We start from the raw sequence: 23,772 nt of genomic DNA, 5'->3' as shown, positions 1-23,772 counted from the left end.
AACCTTATTCCTAATTATAGGTTGGCTTCCGCCATTTTGCGATGTTTTTCTGCACGTTCCCGCTCGCTCTTGTTCAGAATCTTCTTGCGCAAGCGAACCGATTTTGGCGTAATTTCGCAATATTCGTCGTCATTCAAATATTCCAGCGCCTGTTCCAGCGAGAAGAGCCGCGGTGTCTTCATCTTCACTGTTTCGTCCTTCGTAGCAGAACGGACGTTGGTCAGTTGTTTTTCTTTACAAATATTTACAACGATATCATTATCGCGGGTATGCTCCCCTACGATCATACCTTCATAAATTTCTGTACCTGGTTCCACAAACAGGATGCCGCGATCCTCAATGGACAAGATCCCGTAAAGAGTCGAAACGCCGTTTTCACTGGAAACCAGCACGCCTTCATGACGTCCGCCAACTTGGCCGCCAACAAATGGACCATAGCTGTCGAACGCGTGGTTCATAACGCCGTAGCCGCGAGTCAACGTAAGGAAATGCGTCCGATACCCGATCAAGCCGCGGGCTGGAATCAAGAATTCCAAGCGAACTTGGCCATTACCGTTGTTGACCATATTCACCATTTCCGCTTTGCGGGAACCTAAACTTTCCATAACGGCGCCCATGCTCTCTTCCGGCACGTCGATCAGCAGGCGTTCGATCGGTTCCATCTTCACGCCGTCGATTTCCCGTACGATAACCTCAGGCTTAGATACTTGCAGCTCGTATCCTTCACGACGCATATTCTCGATCAGAATCCCCAGATGAAGCTCACCACGGCCAGATACGATAAAGGCGTCCGGGCTGTCCGTCTCATCCACACGCAAGGAAACGTCCGTTTCGAGTTCCTTAAACAGACGCTCGCGCAGTTTACGGGAAGTTACCCATTTACCCTCACGTCCTGCAAACGGACTGTTATTCACAAGGAACGTCATTTGGAGCGTTGGTTCATCGATCTTCAAGACCGGCAAGGCTTCCGGGTTGTTCGGATCGGCGATCGTTTCCCCGATATTGATATCCTTAATCCCGGCAACGGCGACGATGTCCCCGGCGCCCGCTTCTTCGATTTCCACGCGGCGCAAGCCTTGGAAGCCAAACAGCTTCTCGATGCGTGCGGTCTTCTTGCTGCCGTCACGCGTCATGACTGCGACAGATTGACCTTGGCGAATCACGCCACGGTTCACTCGGCCAATAGCGATCCTTCCCAAGTATTCGTTATAGTCCATCAACGTGACGAGGAATTGCAGCGGCTCGTCGACGTTCTCCGTCGGTGCCGGAATATGATCGATGATCGTTTCATACAATGCCAGCATGTTGTCATCCTGCTTCTCTGGATCCAGGCTGGATGTGCCGTTCAACGCCGAAGCGTAAACGACAGGGAAATCCAACTGATCATCGCTGGCTTCCAACTCGATAAACAGATCCAGCACCTCGTCGATGACTTCGGCCGGACGTGCGGCTGGACGGTCGATTTTGTTCACCACAACGATAGGTGTCAGATGATGTTCCAGCGCTTTGCGAAGTACGAACTTCGTCTGCGGCATGCAGCCTTCGTAAGCATCCACCACGAGCAGCACGCCGTCGACCATTTTCATAATCCGTTCTACTTCCCCGCCGAAGTCGGCGTGTCCCGGAGTATCCACAATATTAATCAAATAGTCTTTATACGTAATGGCGGTATTTTTGGCCAAAATGGTAATTCCGCGTTCCCGCTCCAAATCGTTGGAGTCCATGGCCCGCTCTTGCACTGCTTCGTTCTCCCGGAAGATCCCGGATTGCTGCAGCAGTTTATCGACAAGTGTCGTTTTCCCGTGGTCAACGTGGGCAATAATCGCAATATTGCGAATTTGTTTTCTATCATGCATAGGTTTGTCTCCATATCCTTTCGTCTCTATAGATTATTGAGAAGGGTTTATCAATACAATTTGCACTTCGAACAGGAATTAGTCGACAAGACCAAGTGCAGTCTCATCGACCACAAAACAAAGCGTCGACTTAAATGCCGACGCTTGACATATCCCTTATATTATACGTGAAATCTTGAAATTTTCAAGAACTATCCCTGCCTCACCATGATCTCCGACGGTTGCCTCGACCTGCAATCAACCAAATCCCGGCAACGATTAGAACAATAGCCAAGAAATAAACGATGGATGAAGCAAACAACGTCCAACCGAGCAACAGAAGTGAGATCGCTCCCAAAATCAGGGCGGCGATGAATATTCCGTTCTGGCGCTGAGGCGCGAAGTAACCATACTCAAACAAACCGACGGCAACGCCGAGGAAGAAGATCGGCCAGGTGTATTTCAAGGTTTGCCATCCACCGATAACCCCGGTAAAAAATACAAGGCTGTAGACGACCAGAATGGCACCAGGAAGCAGCAATTCCGCAGGACCTTTCCGCCAGAAATGCCAGATGTGCAGCAAGATCCCAGGGATCAGCAGCAGCAGCGGCCAAAGCGCTCTTCCCAGAAAGCTGAAAAACCCTAATTTACCGAGCAGGATAATCACTCCGGCAGCGAGGATCAAGACGCCAGTCATGAGTTTGTTGTTGTCGGACATATCCATCACACACCTTCCAGAAGACAATGAGGGACAAGACGTTGCAATTTACGACATCCCCTTCACTTCCAGTTTATATGAATTCTGCCCAAAAAACCACTCGGCCTAAGGCGGGGCCCGATGTTTTTTTTCGGATGGTGTGGATGGAACTGCTGGGGGCGTTAGCTGCGCCCGGCGTTATATTTTCGCAGCCAGCCGAACATAATAACGACCGCGGCGGTTCCCGCCGGTACAGCTCGTGCCAATGCGGGGGCAGCCGCCGCAAGCGCTGGTCCAAGCTGCGGATCCTGCAGCAGCATATCTCCGGCAGTGTATCCGAGTATGCCTGCTCCGGCATAAACGAGGATCGGCAGACGCTGCAGCCAATCGGCGATCAGATTGCTGCCCCAGACCACGATCGGAATGCTGATGGCGATCCCGATTACAAGAATCGACACATCGCCCTCTGCCAGCGCAGCGATTGCCAGCACGTTATCCAAGCTCATAATAAAATCGGCGGCGAGAATCGTCTGCACCGCCTTCCATAATGAGCTTGCGCCCGCCACGCGGGAGTGTTCCTCCTGCGGCAGCAGCAGCTTCACGGCAATCGCAGCCAGCAGCACGCCGCCTGCCGCATGAATAAACGGGATTTTCAACAGTAACACGGCTACCCAGGTCAAAACGCAACGCAACAGTACGGCTCCCAATGCCCCCCACCATACCGCCCGCTTACGTTGTTTGAGCGGCAAATTCTTGCTTGCCATAGCTATAACAACGGCGTTATCGCCGCTGAGTACGAGATTGATGATTAAAATTTCTGATAACAGCAGCAAATGTTCCAAGCTCATCCCTCCCCCTACAACTTGTATGAGGGATGTAGCCAAGCTATGCCACTTTATAAAAACATCTCTGGACAAATGAATCTTTTTAGCGATTTAATACGTATATACGTCTATAGAGGAAGTGACATAACGTGGACTTATTTAGTGCTGCATTTTTTCTCGCTCTGATCAATATTGTTTTTATCGATCTCATTTTAGCGGGTGATAATGCCATCGTCATCGGGATGGCGGCACGAAAGCTGCCCCACACGGTACAGAAGAAAGCTATCCTATACGGTACAATCGGTGCCGTTGTGCTAAGAATCGCAGCAACGCTGATTGTTGTATGGTTGTTGCAAATCCCTTGGCTGCTAGCCATAGGCGGGTTGTTGCTAATCTTTATCGCCTACAAAGTGCTAGCAGATGAAGGCGGTCATGACAACATTGAAGCCAAGGACAAGCTATGGCCGGCAATTCGTACCATTATCATTGCTGACGCTGCCATGGGGCTCGACAACGTCATTGCCGTCGCAGGGGCGTCCAAGCAGCATATGGTGCTGGTGGTCATCGGCCTGCTGATCAGCGTCCCGATCGTTGTTTGGGGTAGTACTTTGTTTATTAAACTGTTGGACAAGTTCCCTTGGATCGCTTATCTTGGCGCTGCCGTGCTTGCCTACACCGCCGCCAATATGATTACCGAGGAGCGCCATTTCGTGCATTTCTTCGAAGAGAATCCAGCTCTTCGTTATCTACTGATCGCCATTGTAATCGCCGCTGTACTGTTAGCGGGTTACATGAAGAAGCGCCAACAGCGCAAAGAAACTGAAGGAGCTCAGACGCATCCGGCAACCCGCTAGAAACAGTAAAACCCGCCGAAAGCCATTTGAATTGGCTTGGCGGGTTTCTCTTTTTTTATAGTTAGAACCAGCTTTCCTGAACGACATTATCCTCTGTGTTCTCCCGTCGCTTAATGGTGCGCCCAGGGCGGATAAAGATCGTTTCCGTATCCTCGACCGCTTTGTCAATCATTTCATCCAAATCCGTCAGCGAACGCTCCACATTCTCCAGGACTCGCAGATTTGGGTTGGTTGCTGGAGATTTCGGAACAAATAACGTACAACAATCTTCATAGGGCAAAATCGACAAGTCGTATGTGCCAATCTGCTGCGCCAACGCAATGATATCCACTTTGTCAGTCATCACCAAAGGCCGAAGTATTTGCAGATTCGTTACGCGTCCGATTGCATTCATGCTGGACAGCGTTTGGCTGGCTACTTGGCCCAAGCTGTCTCCGGTGACCAGAGCCAAGGCGCCATTCCGTTCCGCCAGCTTCGTAGCAATGCGCAGCATCGCTCTTCGCATCATCGTGATGATCAAGTTATCCTGACCGGTCTGTGCCAGCTTCGTTTGAATTTCAGTAAACGGCACGAGGTGCAGCTTGATGAAGCCGGAATACCTAGCTAACACTTGGGCTAAATCAATGACCTTCTGCTCGGCTTTTTTACTCGTAAAAGGATAGCTGTGGAAATGAACGCATTCGATTTCCAATCCGCGACGCAGCGCCGACCAACCGGCAACCGGACTGTCGATTCCACCGGACAAGAGCAGCATGGCTTTACCGTTTGAGCCGAGCGGGAATCCTCCTGCCCCCGGGATCACTTCACAGAACAAATACGTACCCTGCTCTCGAATCTCCACGCGCAGATCCACTTCGGGGTGATGAACGTCCACCTTAAGTTCGGGGTTGGCGTTCAGGATAGGAGTGCTGACCAGTCTGTTCATTTCATGCGACGAGTGAGGGAATGCCTTCCAGATCCGGCGGGCAGTCACTTTAAACTTCGTTCCCGGGGCCGGCCCCAGTTCGTTAATGAAATCAACTCCCGTCTGCAGAATATCTTCCAACCGGGAGGGGACAACTTTGATGGGAGACATCGAAGTTACGCCAAACACGTTCTTCATCTCCGCAATCATCGGCTCCAGCGGCTCTCCGTTGATGGCAATAAAAATTCTTCCATATTCTTTGATGACTTGCGCCCGGGGAAATTTATGCATCAGTGCTTTGACATGATTGTGAATCACTTGCTCGAAGCGTGAGCGATTTCGCCCCTTAAGGGTGATTTCTCCAAAACGGAGCAGCAGCATATCATATTCCATTTTAACGTTTCTCTCCTATCGTAAAGCCTGCAGCCGCTTCACACTTCGTTGCAACGCGGCAAGCAGAGCGTCAATGTCTCGTTCTTCATGTTCCTCGCCTAGACTGATCCGAATGCCGGACGAGGCAACTTCCTTCGTTTTGCCCATAGCGAGCAGAATACGGCTTGGTTCACTTCGCTTGGAAGAACAAGCTGAGCGGGTAGATACGAAAAAACCTTCTTCCTCCAGCATGTGCAGCAACGCCTCAGCTTTCATCCCCGGATAAGAGAAATGCACGATATGCGGCGCGCCTTGCGCCGGAGAGTTGACCACAAGCTCCGGCAATTCTGCAAGCCCCTTCATCAGACGCTCACGCAAGCCATACAGCTTGGTTGCCCGAGTCTCGCGGCCTTCCTTCGCCAGACGTAACGCCTTCGCGAAAGCCACGATATAAGGGATGTTCTCCGTACCTGAACGATAGCCGCCCTCCTGTCCGCCGCCAGCCAGCAGCGGCGCAAGCCGAAGCCCTTCGCGGACGTACAGCAGGCCTACCCCTTTGGGTCCTCTTAGTTTGTGCGCAGACAGGCTGTATAAATCAATTCCGCTGTCATTCAACGACAAGGGCAGCTTGCCAAAGCCCTGAACGCCGTCTACATGAAACAGCACCCTAGGGGCAGTCGCTTTCAGCATGCGGCCGATTTCCTCCACCGGTTGTATGGTCCCAGTTTCGTTGTTCACATGCATGATCGTCACCAGCACGGTATCTGGGCGCAACGCTTCCCGCACCTGCTTGACGGTCACGCCTCCATTCTCGTCAACCGGAAGAATCGTCGTTTCCCAGCCCCATGAGGCCAACTGCTTGACACTCTCGAGTACAGACGGATGCTCCGTTGCCGTTGTGATTAAATGTTTACCCCGTTCGATAAACTGGAGGGCAACCCCTTTAATGGCCATATTGTTGCTTTCCGTCGCCCCGCCGGTAAATACGATTTCCCGAGGTTGAACGCCTAGTGCAGCGGCGCTTACCTCCCTTGCTTTGTCCAACAGCTTTGCACTATCTTCGCCCAGCCGGTGTAATGAAGACGGGTTGCCATAGTGCCTTGCCATTACTTCTGCTACAGTCTTGGTGACGTCCTCATAGGGCGGGGTCGTCGCCGCATGGTCAAAATAGATCATTAGGTTCACCTTCATCTCAAAAAAGATCAAATGAAAAACGCGTATTCCCGAAATCACCGCGATCGGAGCGTTTTCCATTTGATCTTTCGAATCATGTACTTCTCAATTTTATAACCAAATTAAGCCTCGTATTTCGCTTGCGCTCGCATAATCTTGGCAATATAGCCTTGCGTCTCCTGCGGCAATAAGTGGAACTTCTCCATCAGTTGCTCATCGTTGCTGATGCCCAGCTGTTGCAGTCTGCCTGGTCCAGCGTTGTAGGCCGCAAGAGCCGTTTTAATATCCCCGCCGTAACGGTGGATTTGATATGACAAATATTTGGTGCCGCCATCAATATTCTGCGCAGGATCAAACGGGTCGCTGACTCCCAGCCCTTTCGCCGTTGCGTCCATCAACTGCATCAGCCCTTTGGCTCCGGCGGACGATACCGCCTGCGGATTAAAGGAGGATTCCGTCGCAATGACCGCTTTGATCAGACTCTCCGGCACGCCATATCGCGAACTAGCTTCGGCAATCAAAGACTGCAAGTCAGCGGTAACCTCCGCGGCTTGCCCCGGAACATCCCCTACTGTCGCTGCCGCAGCGGCCGTTAAGTAATTCGGAAGCAGCTCTGCAAAAGAGGCTGCGTCTAACGAATCTCCGCCGTCGATCCCCGCAGAATATAGATACCCTTGAAGCGATGCTAATAAAGCTTGAGTATCAACACTGGAGCCGGTCTCAGGCAAAGATCTCTCGCCCTGCTCAGCCAACATCATTTCCTGAAGCAATATATCAAACAACGAGCCGTCCATATCCCCGGTTGCTCGTTCAGATGACGATTGTTGCAAATTTAATGGATTTAAAGACTGAAGCTGAATCAGCTGTTCCACCGTTCGCGGATCGATTTGCATGCGTAATAAGCTCCTTATCGAGGAATAACTAGTTCAATGCCTATATTTTACACGCAATCCGCGACGCATACCACCCTTTTTCGATAAAAGCTGCAGAAAAGAAAAGGCCAACGCCTTAAAGATGGCGTTAGCCGGTTAGTATGACGGTCATGATTCCAGCGCTTCCGCAGCCCCATCGGACGTCGGTTAGCGAGTAAATGGCATCAGTACAAAGTAGCTTAACGTGGATACGAGCCCCAGGCCGATCGCCCAAGCCCCGGATGTTTTGTTGCCTTGGCTGTAGGCATAGAAGCCCATAACCGCAGCCAGCGGCCCCAGAATAATCGACCAAAAGAACAATGAGGCGATCCCTAAACCCACGCCGACATAACCAACGGTGCGTCCTGCCGTATCGTTGTTACCTACAGCATCGTGAGATTCTTCGGATCTTTCACTGCGGATCACGTTACCGCTGTACGTCCCGGCCGGGGTAACCTCGGCCGCATACTCCTCACGGTGCTCACGGTTCACTTTACGCGGGTAGTCGGTGCGGCTCTTTTCGGCCGACTTTTTGTGCGGTTTGTCTGATTTGGTATCCGTCATCTGAAGCACCTCCGTGAAATGTGTTTTCCTTACGACGATTTGGACTTCGGTTTAAACGTATGGCAGCAAGTGGAAGCGGACGATGCAGCAGCATCTTGGTGTTCCGTATCAAACGATTCACCAGCGAACTCCGCCGAATAATGGTTCTTCGCATGCTGGTCGACATCGATCATAATGACGTCGGCATTGCACACGTTTTTCTCTCCCCAATAGGTGCAGTTGGATACGCTACATTTAACTATGGGTTTTTCCCCATTTGGCATATTGATCACCTCGCGTATCATTTTCTCCCCGGTCTGATTCCCTTATGCGCTGCGCGATTAGCAAATCGTTCCCAAAAATAAAAAGATGCCGTCATCACGGCATCTTGTCGTTTCATTTTCATTTTTATTTGGCGGAACGGTTTAATCGTAATTGGGTTAAATAATCGCTCTCATAATAATTGAGATCGTCCCGCAATTCCTCAAAAATTCCGGTGATATCCAGCACGATGTCACGCGCCGCGCGAACCGGTTTCTTACGGAATCGAATGGCATCCTGACCCGTATAGGCGTATCTGCCATCTTCGGAATAGCTTTCATTTTTAGGATAGAAGAAGTTATTAACGCAATCATGATACACATGGTACAGCACTTTCTCAGCAGCTTCCTCGTCAAAGGTACCGCGACGGAGGGCAACGCCTAGCTTCTCGTAGCAAACCTCACTGAACACAAGCAGGTGACGCAGATCTGACAAAAACCCTTGGTAAAACAATACTCTGTCTTCGTCTTGGCCTTCCATTAGCTGCGGCAGAGAATGATGGTTTAAGAACGTTTCAAGCTTCTCCACCGCTTGTTTTAATTTCTCTCGAGTGGCTTCACACAACTGCCTGATGTTATTGGCTTGTGGCATGCGAACAATTCTCCTTCACCTGTAATGATCGGTATAGTCATTAACGAAATTATCGTAACACAATTTTACAGAATACGGTATCCCTCAAGAATAAAATCAGGGTCATCACCTCACGCTATGGCTATGGACATTGGACATATAATAAAGGAGGTTTACTGATGAACTGGCGCAGATGGGCCGCTTGGGGGTTGACGGGGGCCGCGGCAGTAGCTGCGGTTTCGCTTCTCTTCCCATCCTCGGACAATGACAAGACGACTCCGCGGAATTCCGTAACTCAACTATCCGTGCCAAAGCCGGCGGAGGAGCAGAAATTAAAGCAAAGCATGCTGAAGCGAGATATGACCGCTACCGAACGGTTATCTCGCATGGACGCACGGGGCCATCTTCGTTCGCTTGCGGCAAGCTCTTCCGGCGGCAGTATAGGTGACAAGCTGCAACGTGCTGCGCGGGAATTGCAGAAGGATCATAAGCATTTTCAGGCGATCCTCTGGTACGATGCCACGAAAGGGCAAACCCGGCAGTTTCGGCGAGAGGATTTTAAACCGGACCCGGCTGTAAGCAAGCAACTCAACACCTATTTGGGGTACGCGAAAAAGGCGTTAAGCAAATCAAGCAGTTATGAATCGCCATCGTTCCCGGAGAAGCAGCCAAAATATTTCATTGCCGCAGAGCCGGTAAAAGGGAAAAAGCAAGGGATTATCGCGGTGATGGACATCGGGATCTTAGGTCGGGTGCAAGATCATCAGAATAAAAACCTGCGGTTGATCCCTTATCCGAAGGAAGGCAAGTTCAAGGTGGAATCGGTGCATGCGGACACACTGAAAGACATCACGGTGAAAACAGGACATGACAACGAAAAAGCAAGCCATTATTATGAAAACGAAATCGTGGTGACGTTCCATAGCAAGCCTACGGACGAGCAAATGAAGCAGATGTTGGCGGACATCTCCGGCAAACCGCCGCGGAAGCTGAACAGCACCTACATTTTCCGTTCGGATACAATGAGCATGCAGCAGTTGAAGCAATATTTTCAGAATAAATGGAAGCCGAAGTATATCGAGCCGCATTATCTGTATCTGACCAATGAAACCGGCGACAGCATTTGGGACGACCCCGGAAGCTATTATTATGAGGACGATCCGGTATCCGATCCTAAAGGTGCCGAAGAAACCCCCGAGATTCCAAACGATCTGCTGTTCTCCGAATACCAATGGAACCTGCCAATTATTGAAACGAATCGCGGCTGGAAATTATCCAAGGGCAGCAATGACGTGATTGTAGCAGTTGTAGATACCGGCGTGGATTTAAAGCATCCCGACCTGCAGGGGCGGTTGCTGAAGGGCTACAATGTGATTAACCCGGACCAAGAGCCCACCGATGATGTAGGTCATGGCACGCATGTGGCGGGCATTATTTCCGCCAATGTGAACAACGGCGAAGGGATCGCCGGCATGATGTGGGGCGGTAAAATCTTGCCGGTCAAGGCGCTCGATCAATCCGGCTCAGGCACAACCTATTCGGTGGCTCAAGGCATCATCTGGGCGACCGACCACGGCGCCAAAGTGATTAATATGAGCCTGGGCAACTACGCCGACGCTCAATTTTTGCATGAAGCGATTAAATACGCCTATGAGCGGGATGTAGTGTTGATTGCGGCTACGGGCAACGATAACACCGAACGGCCGGGTTACCCTGCAGCTTATCCGGAAGTGTTGTCCGTGTCAGCAACCGACTATAATATGCAAAAAGCTTCCTTCTCCAACTACGGCGATTATATCGACGTGATGGCGCCAGGAGAAAGCATTGCCAGCACCTATCCGGATAATCAGTATGCCGCGTTATCTGGGACATCGATGGCGAGCCCGCACGTCGCAGCCCTTGCCGCTCTGATCCGATCGGTCAATCCGGACCTGAAGAACACCGAGGTCATGGACATCATCCGGAAGAACGTGATCGATTTAGGGGACAAAGGACGGGACAAATATTATGGATATGGGCAAATCGACGTCTATGCCGCGTTGCAGGCTGCTGGCGGCAGTGCAGCTCCGCTGCAGTTCTGGCCGCAGTCGGTCCAACAAAAAATGGATCGCGCAGTAGAGCGCGCGAAATAACTTTCTAAACCAAAAGCCTCCGCATCGCTGGATACACCCAAGCGATGCGGAGGCTTTAACATTGATATAGGTCATGTTCCCTTTAGTGATGAAAGTTTGCCATAAGCCGGGTTCTGTACTCGTTGCGGTATAACGGGAACCACCCTCCCGCCTTGAGTGACAATCATCTATCTAGGCCGCACATTACTGAGCGGCTCCAGCAACCAACCCGGACGCGCCTCGGGCAAAGGCCGCTTCGCGAAGAAGCTGCGTCCCATTAGGTCTTGCTCCAGGTGGGGTTTACCAGGAACGAAGTCGCCAGCGTTCCTCGGGGTCTCTTACACCTCGGTTCCATCCTTGCCTGTGACCCTCCACGAAGTGGAGAAATCCATCGGCGGTCCATTTCTGTGGCACTATCCTTCAGCTCGCGCTGACTGGACGTTATCCAGCACCCTGCCCTGTGGAGCCCGGACTTTCCTCCCGCGGCTTTGCAGCCGCCGGCGATTGTCTGTCAAACTTTCGTAAGGCAACACTAGTTAGTATACAGACATTGATGTCCGCTGACAAGAGCGATTTGCCGGTAAACCTTACGTTTCCTGCCAGCTTTGGAGACCGTTGTTTTCGTAATGTTAGCCGCCTGTTTACATGAATCGAAACGGCTCAGTATTAACCTGAGAAGCATGTACCCGGGTCGCATATTTGCCTTCGTTTAATTTCTCTGTCAGCCAGGCCGCAACGCGAGGCTTCATGATTTTCTCCGCATTATGCCCCGGATCGATGATGGCAACTCCGGCCATCCAAGCATCCTGCGCGGTATGGTAATCGACGTCCCCGGTGACAAGTACGTCCGCCCCGCGGAATTGAGCACTCTTCCAATACCGCCCGCCGGAACCGCCCAAGACCGCGGCCTTGCGAATCGGCCGGTTCAAATCTCCAACAACACGAACCATCGGCACATCCAGCCGTTCCTTGACGCGCTGCACGAAGTCGCGAAGCGTAACCGGCTCTGTGAGCTTCCCGACCCGTCCGAGTCCAAAAGTGCGCCCCTTCAGATCCATCGGGTATAGGTCATAGGCTACCTCTTCATACGGATGCTGCTTCAGCATCGCTTGAATGACCTTGCCGCGCAGGCTGTGCGGCACAACGGTTTCAATGCGCAGCTCCTCAACCCTCTCCAGCTTGCCTTGGCTGCCGATGTATGGGTCGGTCCCCTCTCCGGGTTTAAACGTGCCAAAGCCTTCGATATTGAAGCTGCAGTGGCTGTAGTTGCCGATATGACCTGCTCCAGCATTCAACATCGCCTGAAGCACCGGCTCGTGATGATCCTTCGGCACAAACACGACAAGCTTATACAAGTTGTCCGTATGTACATCTTCAAGCGAATCAGCACTTTCAATGCCCAAGGCTTCCGCCATCCAGTCGTTCATCCCGCCGTCGGTGACGTCGAGGTTCGTATGCGCGATATATACCGCAATATCGTTTTTGATCAGCTTCTCGTACACCTTTCCCATCGGCGTGTCGCTCTGCAAATGAGCCAGCGGACGGTAAATGATGGCGTGATGGGCAACAATCAGATCCGCTTCCAAAGCAATTGCCTCGTCCACAACCTCCTCATTTACATCCAATGCCACAAGCACATTGCGAATTTCCTTCTGCAGACTGCCTAGTTGGAGGCCAATTTTGTCCCCCTCCATCGCCACATGCTTGGGAGCTAGTTGCTCCATGTATTGCACTACTGTTTGTCCTTTGGCAAACATGCCAGCACCTCCTTTAACTGCTCCGATAACCGAGTGAGCTCCGCTTCCTTCTGACGGGAAGCCTCCAACGTCGAAGAAGCCACCGACCGGCGAATCCCCTCCAGCTTACGAAGCTCTGATTTCCATTTCTTGAAAAAGACTTCATTCGGGGCTGCCGTTAACCGAGGCCCCATCATGAGCAGGAGCTCGCGAGTTAAGCTGACTCGGCCTCCTGCCAGCTGGCGTTCCCGGTAGAGCTCCGCATTTCGGGCTTCGGCATCCGCCGTGGCTTCGGCCATCAGCACTTCGTAAATTTTGCCGTCCTCCTCCAGGATCGCCTCTTCCGCCAAATACCAATCGTGCTCAAGTAGCCAGCGGCGGACAAATTCTCCGCCAACATTCGGCTGGAGCACGAGTCGCTTGACACCGGCCAGCTTCGCTTGACCCGCATCGAGAATGGAGGAGATCAGCGCCCCGCCCATGCCGGCGATGGTAATCACGTCCACCTCCCCGGGGGTAATGACAGCAAGTCCGTCTCCTTTGCGGACTGAGATGCGCGCCGTCTCCCCGGCCTCAGCCACCTGGCGGCGGGCCGCTTCCAACGGGCCGTCATTCACTTCGCCAGCAACGGCGAAGACCGCCTGTCCGCTGCGCACGGCAGCCACGGGCAACAGCGCGTGATCTGATCCGATATCGGCAAACCGGCATCCCGCCGGAAGCCAGTCGGCAATGAGCTGCAATCTAGCTGACAAATTCATGTCGATTCTCTACACCACCCATTTTTTCTTAACCCATAGATAATAGCAGATCTGCCAAAGAGCAAGCGATCTTCAAGTGCCGAGGCATCTCAAATCGCATCATCTAGCAACGCACAACGATTTGCATTGCCCAGGGAAAAACGGTAAAATAAAAACCAATAAAGAAAAAGAAGGAAATTATTCCAAAAGTAAGGGGCGACGCTTCGCAGACTCAGAGCCGTTCACGACAGTATAAGGTCCATAAAGCGCCGCTTTAACAAAAATGACCTTGCTGCTTGGCTGCAGAAGGTCAAGATTGCAGGCGTTAACACCTATTCGAGAAAGTCCTTCAACCGCTTGCTGCGGCTCGGATGGCGCAGCTTACGGAGCGCCTTCGCTTCGATTTGCCGAATACGCTCCCGCGTGACGCCGAAGACTTTCCCCACTTCCTCAAGGGTTCTCGTACGTCCGTCGTCCAGTCCAAACCGTAAACGAAGCACGTTCTCTTCGCGTTCAGTGAGCGTGTCCAGTACATCCTCCAGCTGTTCTTTCAGCAGCTCGTAAGCCGCTGCGTCGGCTGGCGCCAAGGCTTCCTGATCTTCAATAAAGTCGCCAAGATGGGAATCGTCCTCTTCCCCAATCGGCGTTTCCAGCGATACCGGCTCTTGGGCGATCTTCATGATCTCCCGGACCTTCTCCACGCTAAGATCCATCTCCGCCGCGATTTCTTCCGGTGCTGGTTCGCGTCCCAGCTCTTGCAGCAGCTGCCGGGATACCCGAATCAGCTTGTTAATCGTTTCGACCATATGAACCGGAATCCGAATCGTACGGGCCTGGTCGGCAATCGCACGGGTAATGGCCTGACGAATCCACCAGGTGGCATAGGTACTAAATTTGAAGCCTTTCTTGTGGTCGAATTTCTCCACGGCTTTAATCAAGCCCATATTTCCTTCTTGGATCAGATCCAAGAACAGCATGCCGCGACCAACATAACGTTTGGCGATGCTGACAACCAACCGCAGGTTGGCTTCAGCCAAACGCCGCTTCGCCTCTTCATCCCCGTTCTCGATCCGTTTGGCCAGTTCCATTTCGTCGTCCGCCGACAACAGCGGGACGCGTCCGATTTCCTTCAGATACATCCGAACTGGATCGTTAATTTTGATTCCCGGAGGAAGCGAGAGGTCGTCGTCGTAATTAAAATCATCGTCATGCGAGTCGTCTCCATCGCCGCGACTGCGATGATCGTCGTCGCCGTCACCGGTGATGTCGATGCCGAGATCGGCCAATTGTTCAAAAAACTCGTCCATTTGCTCGGGATCCTGATCGAAAGGCGAAAGCTTCTCCATAATTTCTTTATAAGTTAAGGATGATCTTTTCTTCCCTTGTTCGATCAATTGATCCCTTACCTGCTCTAAGGTAAGTTCCGTTTCTAGTTCAGTATGTTGATCATTCGTCATTTCTGGCTCCCTCCTCCCTAGAAACATCATCGAAAGTCCGTTCGTCTTACTGTCTCTCTAGGGCAATAATCTCACTTGCAATTTGCGCCGCACGCAAATAGTCACCGGCCCGTTCGGCCGATACCATTTCCTCTTTCTTGCGTTTGATCTGCTCCAGCAGCGGCACCTTTTGAATTTCACGGATACAATCGTCCAACTCCTGTGTGGTCCATTCAGCCGGTGTATCCATCATCGCGATCGAGATGACCGTCTGCTCAAGCCGTTCATCCTGAAGCGAGGAAATGAACCGACTGGCATCCGGGGGTTTCCCTTGCGCATAATAGGCGTATAGATAAGCGGCAATCGCCACATGATCTTCGATGTTAAAGTTCGTCCCAAGGCGTTCGCCTACATAGCGGGACACCTCTTCGTCCTGAAGCATGAATGAAAGCAGTCTCCGTTCCGCCACATGAAAAGCGGGCAGCAACGTCGGCATGGATGCCTGCCCTTTTTTATGCCTACCATTATTCCACCTTTCGGGCTTATTATCCCCGGCATTTGCCTTTTTTTGCATAGCTGTTCTCAGCTCGTTGCACTCTTGCTTCAAGCTGTCGAAGGACACCTGCAATTCGGCGGAGAGCTCCTTCAAATAAATTTCGCGTTCGCTTGGGGAGGAGAGCGCCGCAATAATCGGCATCGCCTCTTTGATATAAGCGATCTTTCCGTCTTCTTCTAGCAGTATATGGTTTTTTCTCAGATATATAAGCCTAAATTTAACGGAAGATACCGCACCTTCCAAAACTTGATGACGGAACCGCTCGGCTCCGTACTTTTGGATAAATTCATCAGGGTCCAACCCTTCGCTGAGCATTGCAATTTTCACTTGGGAAAAACCTGCACCTTCAAGGATCGGAATGCTCTTTAAGGCTGCAGCCTGACCGGCGGAGTCTCCGTCATAGCAGACCAACACCTCATCGGCAAGGCTCCGCATGATCGCCGCATGGTGTTCCGTCAAAGCGGTCCCCATGGTAGCAACACCGTTGTGAACTCCGGCTTCCCATGCGCTGATGACATCGCCGTAACCCTCAAACAGGACGATTTGGCCTGTCTTGCGGATCTCGTTCTTGGCTTGATGCAAATTGTAAAGAACTCGGCTCTTTGTAAACAGCTTGCTTTCCGGCGAATTTAAGTATTTCGGTTGCCCGTCGCCGAGCACTCTGCCCGCAAACGCAATGACTTTGCCGTTTCGGTTGTGTAATGGGAAGATGACCCGATCGCGGAAGCGGTCCACATAACCGGTACCGTCCTGCTTCGCTGACAGCAATCCGCCCTTCTCCATCGTTTCCAAATTAAATGATCTCTTGTCCAAAAACTGGACGAGCGTATCCCATCTGGCGGGTGCGTAACCAATCTGGAATGTATCGATGGCCTTGTCGGTAAAGCCGCGGGATTTCAAATATTCCATCGCCGGCTTCCCGTATTCGGTGTTCTTGAGCAAATAATGATAAAGCTTGGAGGACCACTCATGGGCCTGCAGCAGCTCTTCCAACTCCCGGTTACGCGGAGTATCGGCGTAACTTCTGCCTTTATCCTCGTAAGGGATATGCGCCTCGTCCGCCATGATTCTGACAGCTTCGGGAAAGGTTAATCCTTCGATTTCCATCCTGAATTTGATGGCATTTCCGCCTTTGCCGCAGCCATAGCAATGGAAAATTTGGCGTTCGGGTGTGACTGTAAACGATGGGGTCTTCTCCGAATGGAACGGACATAACCCCTTCAAGTACTTCCCCTGCTTCGTTAGATGAACGTGCTTGCTGACCGTATCGACGATATCGTGCTGACGCAGAACCGCCTCGATGACTTCCTCCGGAATGCCACGCCCGGTACTCATCCAAATCACCTTCATCTTTCACGCGTGAGTATTGCTCAAAATGTCAAAAACACCGACATTTTGTTGCTCTCGGGTGACACGTAAATAGTAATTCGCTAAAACTATACATTCTCCTGCAAACGAAGCAAAAGTTTTGACAAAGCGTCGGCAAACCGCTCACGATCCTCGATGGTAAAAGGCTTGGGCCCCTTAGCGCGATGCCCTGCCCGTCTAGCTTTCGCATGGTGATGACGGCGTTCGAGCAAATAGTCGATATTTCCCGGATGATAGATATCACCGCGCGGCGAAATCCCATGGCAGTCTCTTGCGATGATCAATGCCGCCAGCCCGTAGTCCTGGGTCACAACGATATCGCCCTTCTCTACATGGGCGGCAATGTACATATCCGCGCTTTGTCCGCTGCGATCCACCTGGACAACCGTCACGCCCGGTTCCGGCTGCAGAACATGATCATATGAGGCCACCATAATCACAGGTACACCAAATCTGCCAGCCGTTTCGGCAATTTCCGCCTTAACCGGACAGGAATCCCCATCGACGACGATCCGCATCCACCACGCCTCCATGTAATACAATATAACCTCGAAATACCTGAATCTAAACAAGACTCAGGTGAAACTCTCGTTTTTTGCTAAATAGCGATGGATGGCTGACGGCAAGCCCATCGCTAGCCGTCAGCCATACTTTTGCTTCATTGCCTTCTATTATGCCCAAACCAGTTTGCCGAAATCGGCAAAAGCTTTGAGATCTTCATCAATCGCCGCCAGCAAGGCCAACCGGTTCGTCCGGATCGCATCATCCTCCGCCATAACCATGACGGCATCAAAGAACACGGTAATCGCATCTTTTAATCCGCTGATCAGTTCCAGCGCACCAACCGCGTCGCGGGCAGCCAGCGTCTCCCGGTATTTATCCGAGACCGAACGCCATGCCTCGTACAGCGCTTGTTCTGCAGGTTCAGAGAGCAGATCGGAGCGAACCTTCTCACCGGTGGCTTTGGCCGCCAGATTGCTGACCCGTCCAAACGATTCAACGGTTGCTTTGAACTCGTCCTTCGCATCTACCGCTTCCATCAGCGCCTTGCCGCGTGCTACCGTCGAGACAACATCATCATAGCCCGCCGACAGAACGGCGTCGACAACGTCATAGCGGAGGTTTTCGTCCGAAAGCGTCTTTCTGACTCGCAAGCCAAAGAAATCCAGCAGATCCTTCATGATTTCATCTTCGCTGCGTTTCAGCCCGCGGAATTGTTGATGCGTCTCCAGCGCCAGCTTGAAAATCTCCGTAAGTGAAACGGACAGCTCATGATCCACGATGATTTGCACGATGCCGGCAGCCTGACGGCGCAGGCCGTACGGATCCTGGGAGCCGGTTGGAATGATCCCAATCGAGAAACAGCCAACAATCGTGTCAATCTTATCCGCGATGCTGACAATCGAGCCAACGGTTGAAGCAGGAACGGCATCATCGGCAAACCGCGGCTGATAATGCTCAAAGATCCCTCTTGCCACCGCTTCGGGTTCGCCGGCTTTACGGGCATAATCTTCCCCCATCACCCCTTGCAATTCAGGGAACTCGTAAACCATCTGAGTTACGAGGTCAAACTTACAAATTTCCGCCGTACGCGCGGCAGCTTCTGCTGTTCCGGTATCCGTCCCCAGCATCGCCGATAACTTCTCGGTATTGCGACGGATGCGGCGCACTTTGTCCCCGATCGTGCCAAGCTCATCATGGAATACGATGCTTTCCAGTTTGGACAGCGCGTCTTTAATCGCCAACTTTTGATCTTCCTCATAGAAGAATTTCGCGTCGGACAACCGAGCACGAAGCACCTTCTCGTTCCCGCGGGCAATCACGTCCAGCGACGTGTTGTTCCCGTTACGCACGGTGACGAAGTAAGGAAGCAGGTTGCCTTGCGCATTCAGCACCGGGAAGTAGCGCTGATGTTCGCGCATCGAGGTAATGAGCACTTCCTGCGGAATGTTCAGGAACGATTCTTCGAACGTACCGTACAGCACCGTTGGCGTCTCGACCAAGAACAGGACTTCCTCCAGCAAATCTTCCTTCACGGCGATGTGCCAGCCTTTTTCTTTAGCCAAGGCGTTGATTTGGTTCTGGATCAAAGCTTGACGTTCATTAACGTCTGCGATCACGTGCTGACTGCGCAGCGTTTCCACATAGACAGCAGGCTCTTCGATGACGGTTTCCGTTCCAAGGAACCGGTGTCCCCGCGTCACGTTACCGGATTTCACTCCAGCGATTTCAAGCTCGATGACGTCTTTGCCGAACAACGCCACCAGCCAGCGAATCGGGCGCACAAACTTAAAGTCGTAATTGCCCCAACGCATGTTCTTCGGAAAATTCATCGCCTGCAAAATGCCCAGCAATCCGTCAGCAAGAAGACTCGATGTCTCTACACCAATTTTGCTTTTGCTGACATAAACATACTCCGTACCGCCAACCTCACGGAACGTAAATTGCTCCGGGCTGGCTCCCTGGCTGCGGGCAAAGCCAAGTGCTGCTTTACTCCACTGCCCGTTTTCATCCAGGGCGATTTTACGCGAAGGCCCTTTAACTTCCTCATGCACATCCTCTTGCTTCTCTGCCACATCTTTGACGAGGACAGCCAGTCGGCGAGGGGTTGCATAAGCTTCAACGGCTCCGTGTTGAATGACTGATTCCTCCAGCCATTTCTCCGTCCGCTCCTTTAATTGCTCCATCGCGGCGCGGATGAACCGGGCCGGCATTTCTTCCAGTCCAATTTCAAACAGCAGATCCTTAGCCACGTGCAGCACCCCCTTTCTGAAGCATCGGGAATCCAAGCTTCTCACGTTCCTCCAAATAAGTTGCAGCAACTTGACGAGCCAAATTCCGCACCCGCGTAATATATCCTGTCCGTTCGGTGACACTGATCGCCCCACGGGCATCCAGCAGGTTAAACGTATGCGAGCATTTCAACACATAATCGTAAGCCGGGTACACCAAATGCTGCTCCATTGCTTTGTTCGCTTCTTGCTCGTACATGTTAAACAGCGTAAACAGCATTTTCACATCGGAGATTTCAAACGTGTACTTAGAATGCTCATATTCCGCCTGATGGAAAACATCACCGTATGTCGTGCCGTCCACCCATTCCAGCTCGAACACGTTCTCCTTATCTTGAATGTAGGAGGCCAGGCGTTCCATCCCATAGGTGATTTCTACGGCAACCGGGTTCGTTTCGATCCCTCCGACTTGCTGGAAGTAAGTAAACTGCGTGACTTCCATACCGTCCAGCCAAACTTCCCAGCCAAGGCCCCATGCGCCCAAGCCCGGATGCTCCCAGTTGTCTTCGACAAACCGGATGTCATGCTCCAGCGGGTTAATGCCCAGCCGCTTCAAGCTTTCCAGGTAAATCTCCTGGATATTGTCCGGCGACGGCTTCATGATCACCTGGAACTGATGGTGCTGGTACAACCGATTTGGATTCTCCCCGTAACGGCCGTCCGCTGGACGACGGGAAGGCTCCACGTAAGCCACATTCCACGGCTCCGGGCCAATCGAACGCAGGAACGTCATCGGATTCAGCGTACCGGCCCCTTTCTCCACGTCATACGGCTGCACGATGATGCAATTCTGTTCTGCCCAGAATTGCTGCAGCGTCAAGATCATTTGTTGAAAGTTGATACTCATGGCGAACCTCATCTCCTAACCTTCAGGTTTGTTCAGCAAGCATGGGCTAGAAGGGAAAAATAAAAAGCCCCCGCCTCTACGCCTGCTGTCAGACGTAGGGACGAGAGCTGTAAGTTCCCGCGGTTCCACCCTACTTGATTTGCCGCCGCCTCCTATCGGAGACCATCGCTGCAAATCCGCTTTTCACGATCGGTTTGTGCTCCCGGGCTGCCGCTTCACAAGACCATCTATCCGGGCTCCCACCCTCCCCGGTCGCTTATTCCCTCTCCTGATCCATAACATCACTCAGAAAAAGGGGTTCATAGACTTCTTCTTGCTACTCTTCCCGTTCAACGCACAATTCTCCCTCTTGAATATAACACTTTGAGGGAGAAAGTCTTTTATATATTAACTAATTTTATCTCGTTCGTCAAATTTCATACTTGTCCAGTTGATCGAGAAAATGACGGGATTTCAGCTTCAGCCCAAGCTGCATATCCATGAAGGCACGCATCACAGTCTTTAGCTCCCGTTTCGTCTCGTCCTTTACCTCGACGTTTCCGAGCCGGCGCAGGTCCATTTTCTCAAATAACATGAGCAATTTAAGCACGCCCGGTGTGACCTGCATCGCGGCCGGATCTTGGTGACGGCACGATCGGCAAAGTCTCCCGCCTAGACGCGGGCTAACATACGGCGAATCGTCGACCCGCCCGCAGGAGACACAGCTTTCAAATGAAGGTCCGTAGCCTGCGGCCTGCAAGATTTTCATTTCGAAGAGATGGATGACGATCTGCGGGTCCTTGCCCGACGATAACCCGTCCAGGCAAGCCTTCAACTGAGTGAACCAGAAGCTGCCCACCTCTTCATCCTGCAGGGTCTTGTCCAACAACTCACAGGCATACGAAGCATAGGCCGCGAGAAAAATGTCCTCACGCAAAGAAAAGTGAGACTCAATCATCTCACCCTGGTTTAAGGTGCCCAAACCGCCGTTTTGGCGGAAGAACACATATTCTCCATGTGTAAAAGGCTGAGTCAGGGCCCCGTGGCGGCTCTTCACCTTTTTGGCGCCGCGCACCAGTACCCCGATTTTGCCGCTCGTTTCGGTACATAATGTAATTATTTTATTGCCTTCCCCATAGTCCATACTGCGGATGACAATTCCTTCCACCCTGTAGAGCATTTCGTTTCCCCCAAACTCGCCTCTCCCACCAAATCCGTACTACTCGGCTTCTTCCTCTAGAATCAGCTCTTCGGCAGCCTTAGCCTCCTCCTCATACGCGCTGCTGGCTTCTTTGTAAAGCAAGTAAGCATCGACATCTCCAGTCATCGCAAAATACTTCCACGAAAAATCTCGCATTCGTATTCACCCTTTCTTCGGAAATGACGCCTGCATCTACAAAGATAGGATGTGCGCATGAACGGGATCTATGCGTTGCAATAACTCCCAGTATAAAGCTAGAACTAGACGTTAGCCTTAAGCGTCCTTATGGAACCCGAGGTCCTTCAAGATCCGTTCTTGGTTCCGCCAGTCTTTCTTCACCTTCACCCATAGCTCAAGAAAAATCTTCGATCCAAGCAAGTTCTCGATATCTTGCCGGGCCAGCTTGCCTACTTCCTTCAGCAGCGCCCCTTGCTTTCCGATAATGATGCCCTTCTGGGAATCGCGTTCAACGAAAATGACCGCGGAAATGTACACGACACCGTTCTCCTGTACGCGCATATCTTCAATCGTGACAGCGATGGAGTGCGGCACTTCCTCGCGGGTGAGATGCAAGATTTTCTCGCGGATCAGCTCAGCACAGACAAACTGCTCCGGATGGTCCGTAACCTGATCCTCCGGATAATACTGCGGCCCTTCCGGCAGGTATTTGCCGATCTGCTCCAGCAGCCGGTTCACGTTGTTCCCCAGCATGGCGGAAATCGGTACGATTTCGCTAAATGGATAAAGCTGACTATACTCTTCAATCAACGGCAGCAATTGTTCTGGCTCTACGCGGTCGATTTTGTTCAGCACCAGAATGACCGGTGTCCGTACATCCTTCAGCCGTTCGATGATATAACGGTCTCCGCCGCCCAATCCTTCCGCCGCATCCACGAGGAACAATACGGCTTCAACTTCGCCAAGGGTGTTGAGCGCCGTCGTATTCATGTAGTCGCCAAGCTTCGATTGCCGTTTGTGAATCCCTGGCGTATCCAGAAAGACGATCTGCATCTCTTCCGAAGTATAGACGCCATGGATTTTATTCCGCGTCGTTTGCGGTTTATCGGACATAATGGCGATCTTCTGCCCGATGATCTGATTCATCAGCGTGGATTTCCCCACATTCGGGCGTCCCACAATCGCCACAAAACCGGATTTGAATTTTGCTTTTGCCATATCGTGAGTTCCTTTCATGTGACCTAATCCGTTCTTCAGTCGGAATCGGTCCGTGTTGGTTCTGTGAAGTCATGTTGCGTGAGAATCTGTAGAATCTGTACTGGATTCTGTGCGGGTTTCTGTAGTGGTTCATTTTGGGGTTCGACAGTTGGTTCCACCCGTCCGTGCGTAACGGAACGTAGAGACCTTATTTGCCTATTTCTCGGCAATTTCCCGCGCTAACGGAACTCAGAGCTCTTATTCGGCGCTCACAACAACCAATTCCCGCGAAAGGTCCGTAATAACGTCTCCTCGTTCCGTTAGAAATCCAAAACGCCTCTATACAGCTAAATAACGTCTCTCCGTTCCGTTAGAGATACTCCCGCCGCTTACTTCTGTTCCTCCAGATGGGAAGGACCGAAGGCGTAGGGCAACAACTCCCGTACCGTGGTCTGACGGATGTCGCCCTTCAGATTGCCTAGGATGACAGGCATGTCCGGCCCGCATAGCTCAAACAGCACTTGGCGGCAGACCCCGCAAGGCGCAACCGGTTCTTCTGTGTCGGCAACCACGGCGATGGCTTGAAACGTTCCGGGTTGATGCCCGTCGGCAATCGCCCGGAACATCGCGGTACGCTCCGCGCAGTTTCCCGGGGAATAAGCCGCATTCTCGATATTGCAGCCGTGATGAACCTGTCCTTTGCTATCCAGCAGAGCTGCCCCAACGCCAAACCCCGAATATGGAATATATGCTGCTTTGCGGGCTTCGATCGCTTCTTTCATGAGTTGACCGTAATCCATAACCCTATCATCTCCTTCAACCATAGCAAAAATAAGTTACGGGGGAATTT

General features: G+C 51.9%; 22 protein-coding genes and 1 other RNA gene. 2 read left to right on the top strand and 21 right to left on the bottom strand.

Features of this window, described 5'->3' with window-relative positions:
• Nucleotides 1-14 precede the first annotated feature (14 nt).
• The 3 genes from typA to M891_RS0104070 all read right to left on the bottom strand — a co-directional run bounded on the left by typA (nucleotide 15) and on the right by M891_RS0104070 (nucleotide 3,374).
• A complete protein-coding gene (gene typA / locus M891_RS0104080; RefSeq protein ID WP_016311481.1) occupies nucleotides 15-1,856 on the bottom strand; it encodes a translational GTPase TypA in 1,842 nt (613 codons plus the stop codon).
• 202 nt (nucleotides 1,857-2,058) lie between these two features.
• Nucleotides 2,059-2,559 carry a hypothetical protein gene (locus tag M891_RS0104075; protein ID WP_016311480.1) on the bottom strand — a complete coding sequence of 167 codons (501 nt, stop codon included), beginning with the start codon at nucleotides 2,557-2,559 and terminating at the stop codon, nucleotides 2,059-2,061.
• Between the two features lie 155 nt (nucleotides 2,560-2,714).
• Complete coding sequence (locus M891_RS0104070; RefSeq protein WP_016311479.1) at nucleotides 2,715-3,374, bottom strand: TerC family protein; 660 nt, start codon at nucleotides 3,372-3,374, stop codon at nucleotides 2,715-2,717.
• 131 nt (nucleotides 3,375-3,505) lie between these two features.
• Here M891_RS0104070 and M891_RS0104065 point away from each other — a divergent pair, with 131 nt between their 5' ends.
• Entirely contained in the window at nucleotides 3,506-4,210 is a 705-nt protein-coding gene (locus tag M891_RS0104065) for a TerC family protein (protein WP_016311478.1), read from the top strand.
• 61 nt (nucleotides 4,211-4,271) lie between these two features.
• Here M891_RS0104065 and thiI read toward each other — a convergent pair whose 3' ends face one another.
• The 6 genes from thiI to M891_RS0104035 all read right to left on the bottom strand — a co-directional run bounded on the left by thiI (nucleotide 4,272) and on the right by M891_RS0104035 (nucleotide 9,025).
• Nucleotides 4,272-5,507, bottom strand: coding sequence for a tRNA uracil 4-sulfurtransferase ThiI (gene thiI, locus M891_RS0104060; protein ID WP_016311477.1), 1,236 nt, complete (start codon nucleotides 5,505-5,507; stop codon nucleotides 4,272-4,274).
• A 15-nt stretch (nucleotides 5,508-5,522) separates the two neighbouring features.
• Entirely contained in the window at nucleotides 5,523-6,662 is a 1,140-nt protein-coding gene (locus tag M891_RS0104055) for a cysteine desulfurase family protein (RefSeq protein ID WP_028537917.1), read from the bottom strand.
• 119 nt (nucleotides 6,663-6,781) lie between these two features.
• Nucleotides 6,782-7,552 (bottom strand): lytic transglycosylase domain-containing protein, encoded by a 771-nt coding sequence (locus M891_RS0104050; protein WP_016311475.1) that lies wholly within the window; start codon nucleotides 7,550-7,552, stop codon nucleotides 6,782-6,784.
• Nucleotides 7,553-7,738: 186 nt separating this feature from the next.
• The gene (locus tag M891_RS0104045; protein ID WP_016311474.1) at nucleotides 7,739-8,134 is read right to left on the bottom strand and encodes a hypothetical protein; all 396 of its coding nucleotides are present in this window, start codon (nucleotides 8,132-8,134) and stop codon (nucleotides 7,739-7,741) included.
• A 29-nt stretch (nucleotides 8,135-8,163) separates the two neighbouring features.
• Nucleotides 8,164-8,328, bottom strand: a complete 165-nt coding sequence (locus tag M891_RS0104040; protein WP_316010343.1) for a DUF1540 domain-containing protein — start codon at nucleotides 8,326-8,328, stop codon at nucleotides 8,164-8,166.
• A gap of 193 nt (nucleotides 8,329-8,521) precedes the next feature.
• Nucleotides 8,522-9,025 carry a YpuI family protein gene (locus M891_RS0104035; RefSeq protein WP_016311472.1) on the bottom strand — a complete coding sequence of 168 codons (504 nt, stop codon included), beginning with the start codon at nucleotides 9,023-9,025 and terminating at the stop codon, nucleotides 8,522-8,524.
• Nucleotides 9,026-9,183: 158 nt separating this feature from the next.
• Between M891_RS0104035 and M891_RS0104030 the strand changes: the two genes are divergently transcribed.
• Nucleotides 9,184-11,136, top strand: a complete 1,953-nt coding sequence (locus M891_RS0104030) for a S8 family peptidase (protein ID WP_016311470.1) — start codon at nucleotides 9,184-9,186, stop codon at nucleotides 11,134-11,136.
• Nucleotides 11,137-11,223: 87 nt separating this feature from the next.
• Here M891_RS0104030 and rnpB read toward each other — a convergent pair.
• From rnpB to cdd, 12 genes are all read right to left on the bottom strand, one after another.
• Nucleotides 11,224-11,635, bottom strand: an RNA gene (gene rnpB, locus M891_RS24545) — RNase P RNA component class A.
• A gap of 121 nt (nucleotides 11,636-11,756) precedes the next feature.
• On the bottom strand, nucleotides 11,757-12,872 hold the full coding sequence (locus M891_RS0104025; RefSeq protein ID WP_016311469.1) for a Nif3-like dinuclear metal center hexameric protein: 1,116 nt from the start codon (nucleotides 12,870-12,872) through the stop codon (nucleotides 11,757-11,759).
• Nucleotides 12,848-13,609 (bottom strand): tRNA (adenine(22)-N(1))-methyltransferase, encoded by a 762-nt coding sequence (locus M891_RS0104020; RefSeq protein WP_016311468.1) that lies wholly within the window; start codon nucleotides 13,607-13,609, stop codon nucleotides 12,848-12,850. The genes M891_RS0104025 and M891_RS0104020 overlap by 25 nt, the downstream gene beginning before the upstream one ends.
• A 311-nt stretch (nucleotides 13,610-13,920) precedes the next feature.
• Nucleotides 13,921-15,045 carry an RNA polymerase sigma factor RpoD gene (rpoD, locus tag M891_RS0104015; protein WP_016311467.1) on the bottom strand — a complete coding sequence of 375 codons (1,125 nt, stop codon included), beginning with the start codon at nucleotides 15,043-15,045 and terminating at the stop codon, nucleotides 13,921-13,923.
• A 46-nt stretch (nucleotides 15,046-15,091) separates the two neighbouring features.
• The gene (gene dnaG / locus M891_RS0104010) at nucleotides 15,092-16,915 is read right to left on the bottom strand and encodes a DNA primase (RefSeq protein ID WP_016311466.1); all 1,824 of its coding nucleotides are present in this window, start codon (nucleotides 16,913-16,915) and stop codon (nucleotides 15,092-15,094) included.
• Between the two features lie 101 nt (nucleotides 16,916-17,016).
• Entirely contained in the window at nucleotides 17,017-17,466 is a 450-nt protein-coding gene (locus tag M891_RS0104005) for a YaiI/YqxD family protein (protein ID WP_016311465.1), read from the bottom strand.
• Nucleotides 17,467-17,619: 153 nt separating this feature from the next.
• On the bottom strand, nucleotides 17,620-19,701 hold the full coding sequence (gene glyS / locus M891_RS0104000) for a glycine--tRNA ligase subunit beta (RefSeq protein ID WP_028537915.1): 2,082 nt from the start codon (nucleotides 19,699-19,701) through the stop codon (nucleotides 17,620-17,622).
• Nucleotides 19,694-20,581 (bottom strand): glycine--tRNA ligase subunit alpha, encoded by an 888-nt coding sequence (gene glyQ / locus M891_RS0103995; RefSeq protein ID WP_028537914.1) that lies wholly within the window; start codon nucleotides 20,579-20,581, stop codon nucleotides 19,694-19,696. The genes glyS and glyQ overlap by 8 nt, the downstream gene beginning before the upstream one ends.
• 415 nt (nucleotides 20,582-20,996) lie before the next feature.
• Complete coding sequence (gene recO, locus M891_RS0103990; RefSeq protein ID WP_016311462.1) at nucleotides 20,997-21,746, bottom strand: DNA repair protein RecO; 750 nt, start codon at nucleotides 21,744-21,746, stop codon at nucleotides 20,997-20,999.
• A gap of 39 nt (nucleotides 21,747-21,785) precedes the next feature.
• Nucleotides 21,786-21,923, bottom strand: coding sequence for a YqzL family protein (locus tag M891_RS24825; RefSeq protein WP_016311461.1), 138 nt, complete (start codon nucleotides 21,921-21,923; stop codon nucleotides 21,786-21,788).
• A 117-nt stretch (nucleotides 21,924-22,040) separates the two neighbouring features.
• Nucleotides 22,041-22,943: a GTPase Era gene (gene era, locus M891_RS0103980; RefSeq protein WP_016311460.1), complete on the bottom strand. Its 903-nt coding sequence runs from the start codon at nucleotides 22,941-22,943 to the stop codon at nucleotides 22,041-22,043.
• Nucleotides 22,944-23,311: 368 nt separating this feature from the next.
• Nucleotides 23,312-23,722 carry a cytidine deaminase gene (cdd, locus tag M891_RS0103975; protein WP_016311459.1) on the bottom strand — a complete coding sequence of 137 codons (411 nt, stop codon included), beginning with the start codon at nucleotides 23,720-23,722 and terminating at the stop codon, nucleotides 23,312-23,314.
• Nucleotides 23,723-23,772 lie beyond the last annotated feature (50 nt).

This window comes from Paenibacillus sp. J14 (genome assembly GCF_000518465.1).
GTDB classification, from domain to species: Bacteria; Bacillota; Bacilli; order Paenibacillales; family Paenibacillaceae; genus Fontibacillus; species Fontibacillus barengoltzii.
This window is presented reverse-complemented; position numbering and strand designations above follow the sequence as displayed.

Bases quoted from the DNA above. Each gene is read 5' to 3' on its own strand.
- M891_RS0104050 (WP_016311475.1), bottom strand. From the start codon at position 7,552: ATGCAAATCGATCCGCGAACGGTGGAACAGCTGATTCAGCTTCAGTCT.
- cdd (WP_016311459.1), bottom strand. From the start codon at position 23,722: ATGGATTACGGTCAACTCATGAAAGAAGCGATCGAAGCCCGCAAAGCA.
- recO (WP_016311462.1), bottom strand. From the start codon at position 21,746: ATGCTCTACAGGGTGGAAGGAATTGTCATCCGCAGTATGGACTATGGG.
- M891_RS0104030 (WP_016311470.1), top strand. From the start codon at position 9,184: ATGAACTGGCGCAGATGGGCCGCTTGGGGGTTGACGGGGGCCGCGGCA.
- thiI (WP_016311477.1), bottom strand. From the start codon at position 5,507: ATGGAATATGATATGCTGCTGCTCCGTTTTGGAGAAATCACCCTTAAG.
- era (WP_016311460.1), bottom strand. From the start codon at position 22,943: ATGGCAAAAGCAAAATTCAAATCCGGTTTTGTGGCGATTGTGGGACGC.
- M891_RS0104005 (WP_016311465.1), bottom strand. From the start codon at position 17,466: ATGCGGATCGTCGTCGATGGGGATTCCTGTCCGGTTAAGGCGGAAATT.
- M891_RS0104025 (WP_016311469.1), bottom strand. From the start codon at position 12,872: ATGTTTGCCAAAGGACAAACAGTAGTGCAATACATGGAGCAACTAGCT.
- M891_RS0104075 (WP_016311480.1), bottom strand. From the start codon at position 2,559: ATGGATATGTCCGACAACAACAAACTCATGACTGGCGTCTTGATCCTC.
- dnaG (WP_016311466.1), bottom strand. From the start codon at position 16,915: ATGAGTACCGGGCGTGGCATTCCGGAGGAAGTCATCGAGGCGGTTCTG.
- M891_RS0104020 (WP_016311468.1), bottom strand. From the start codon at position 13,609: ATGAATTTGTCAGCTAGATTGCAGCTCATTGCCGACTGGCTTCCGGCG.
- rpoD (WP_016311467.1), bottom strand. From the start codon at position 15,045: ATGACGAATGATCAACATACTGAACTAGAAACGGAACTTACCTTAGAG.
- typA (WP_016311481.1), bottom strand. From the start codon at position 1,856: ATGCATGATAGAAAACAAATTCGCAATATTGCGATTATTGCCCACGTT.
- M891_RS0104045 (WP_016311474.1), bottom strand. From the start codon at position 8,134: ATGACGGATACCAAATCAGACAAACCGCACAAAAAGTCGGCCGAAAAG.
- M891_RS0104035 (WP_016311472.1), bottom strand. From the start codon at position 9,025: ATGCCACAAGCCAATAACATCAGGCAGTTGTGTGAAGCCACTCGAGAG.
- M891_RS24825 (WP_016311461.1), bottom strand. From the start codon at position 21,923: ATGCGAGATTTTTCGTGGAAGTATTTTGCGATGACTGGAGATGTCGAT.
- M891_RS0104055 (WP_028537917.1), bottom strand. From the start codon at position 6,662: ATGATCTATTTTGACCATGCGGCGACGACCCCGCCCTATGAGGACGTC.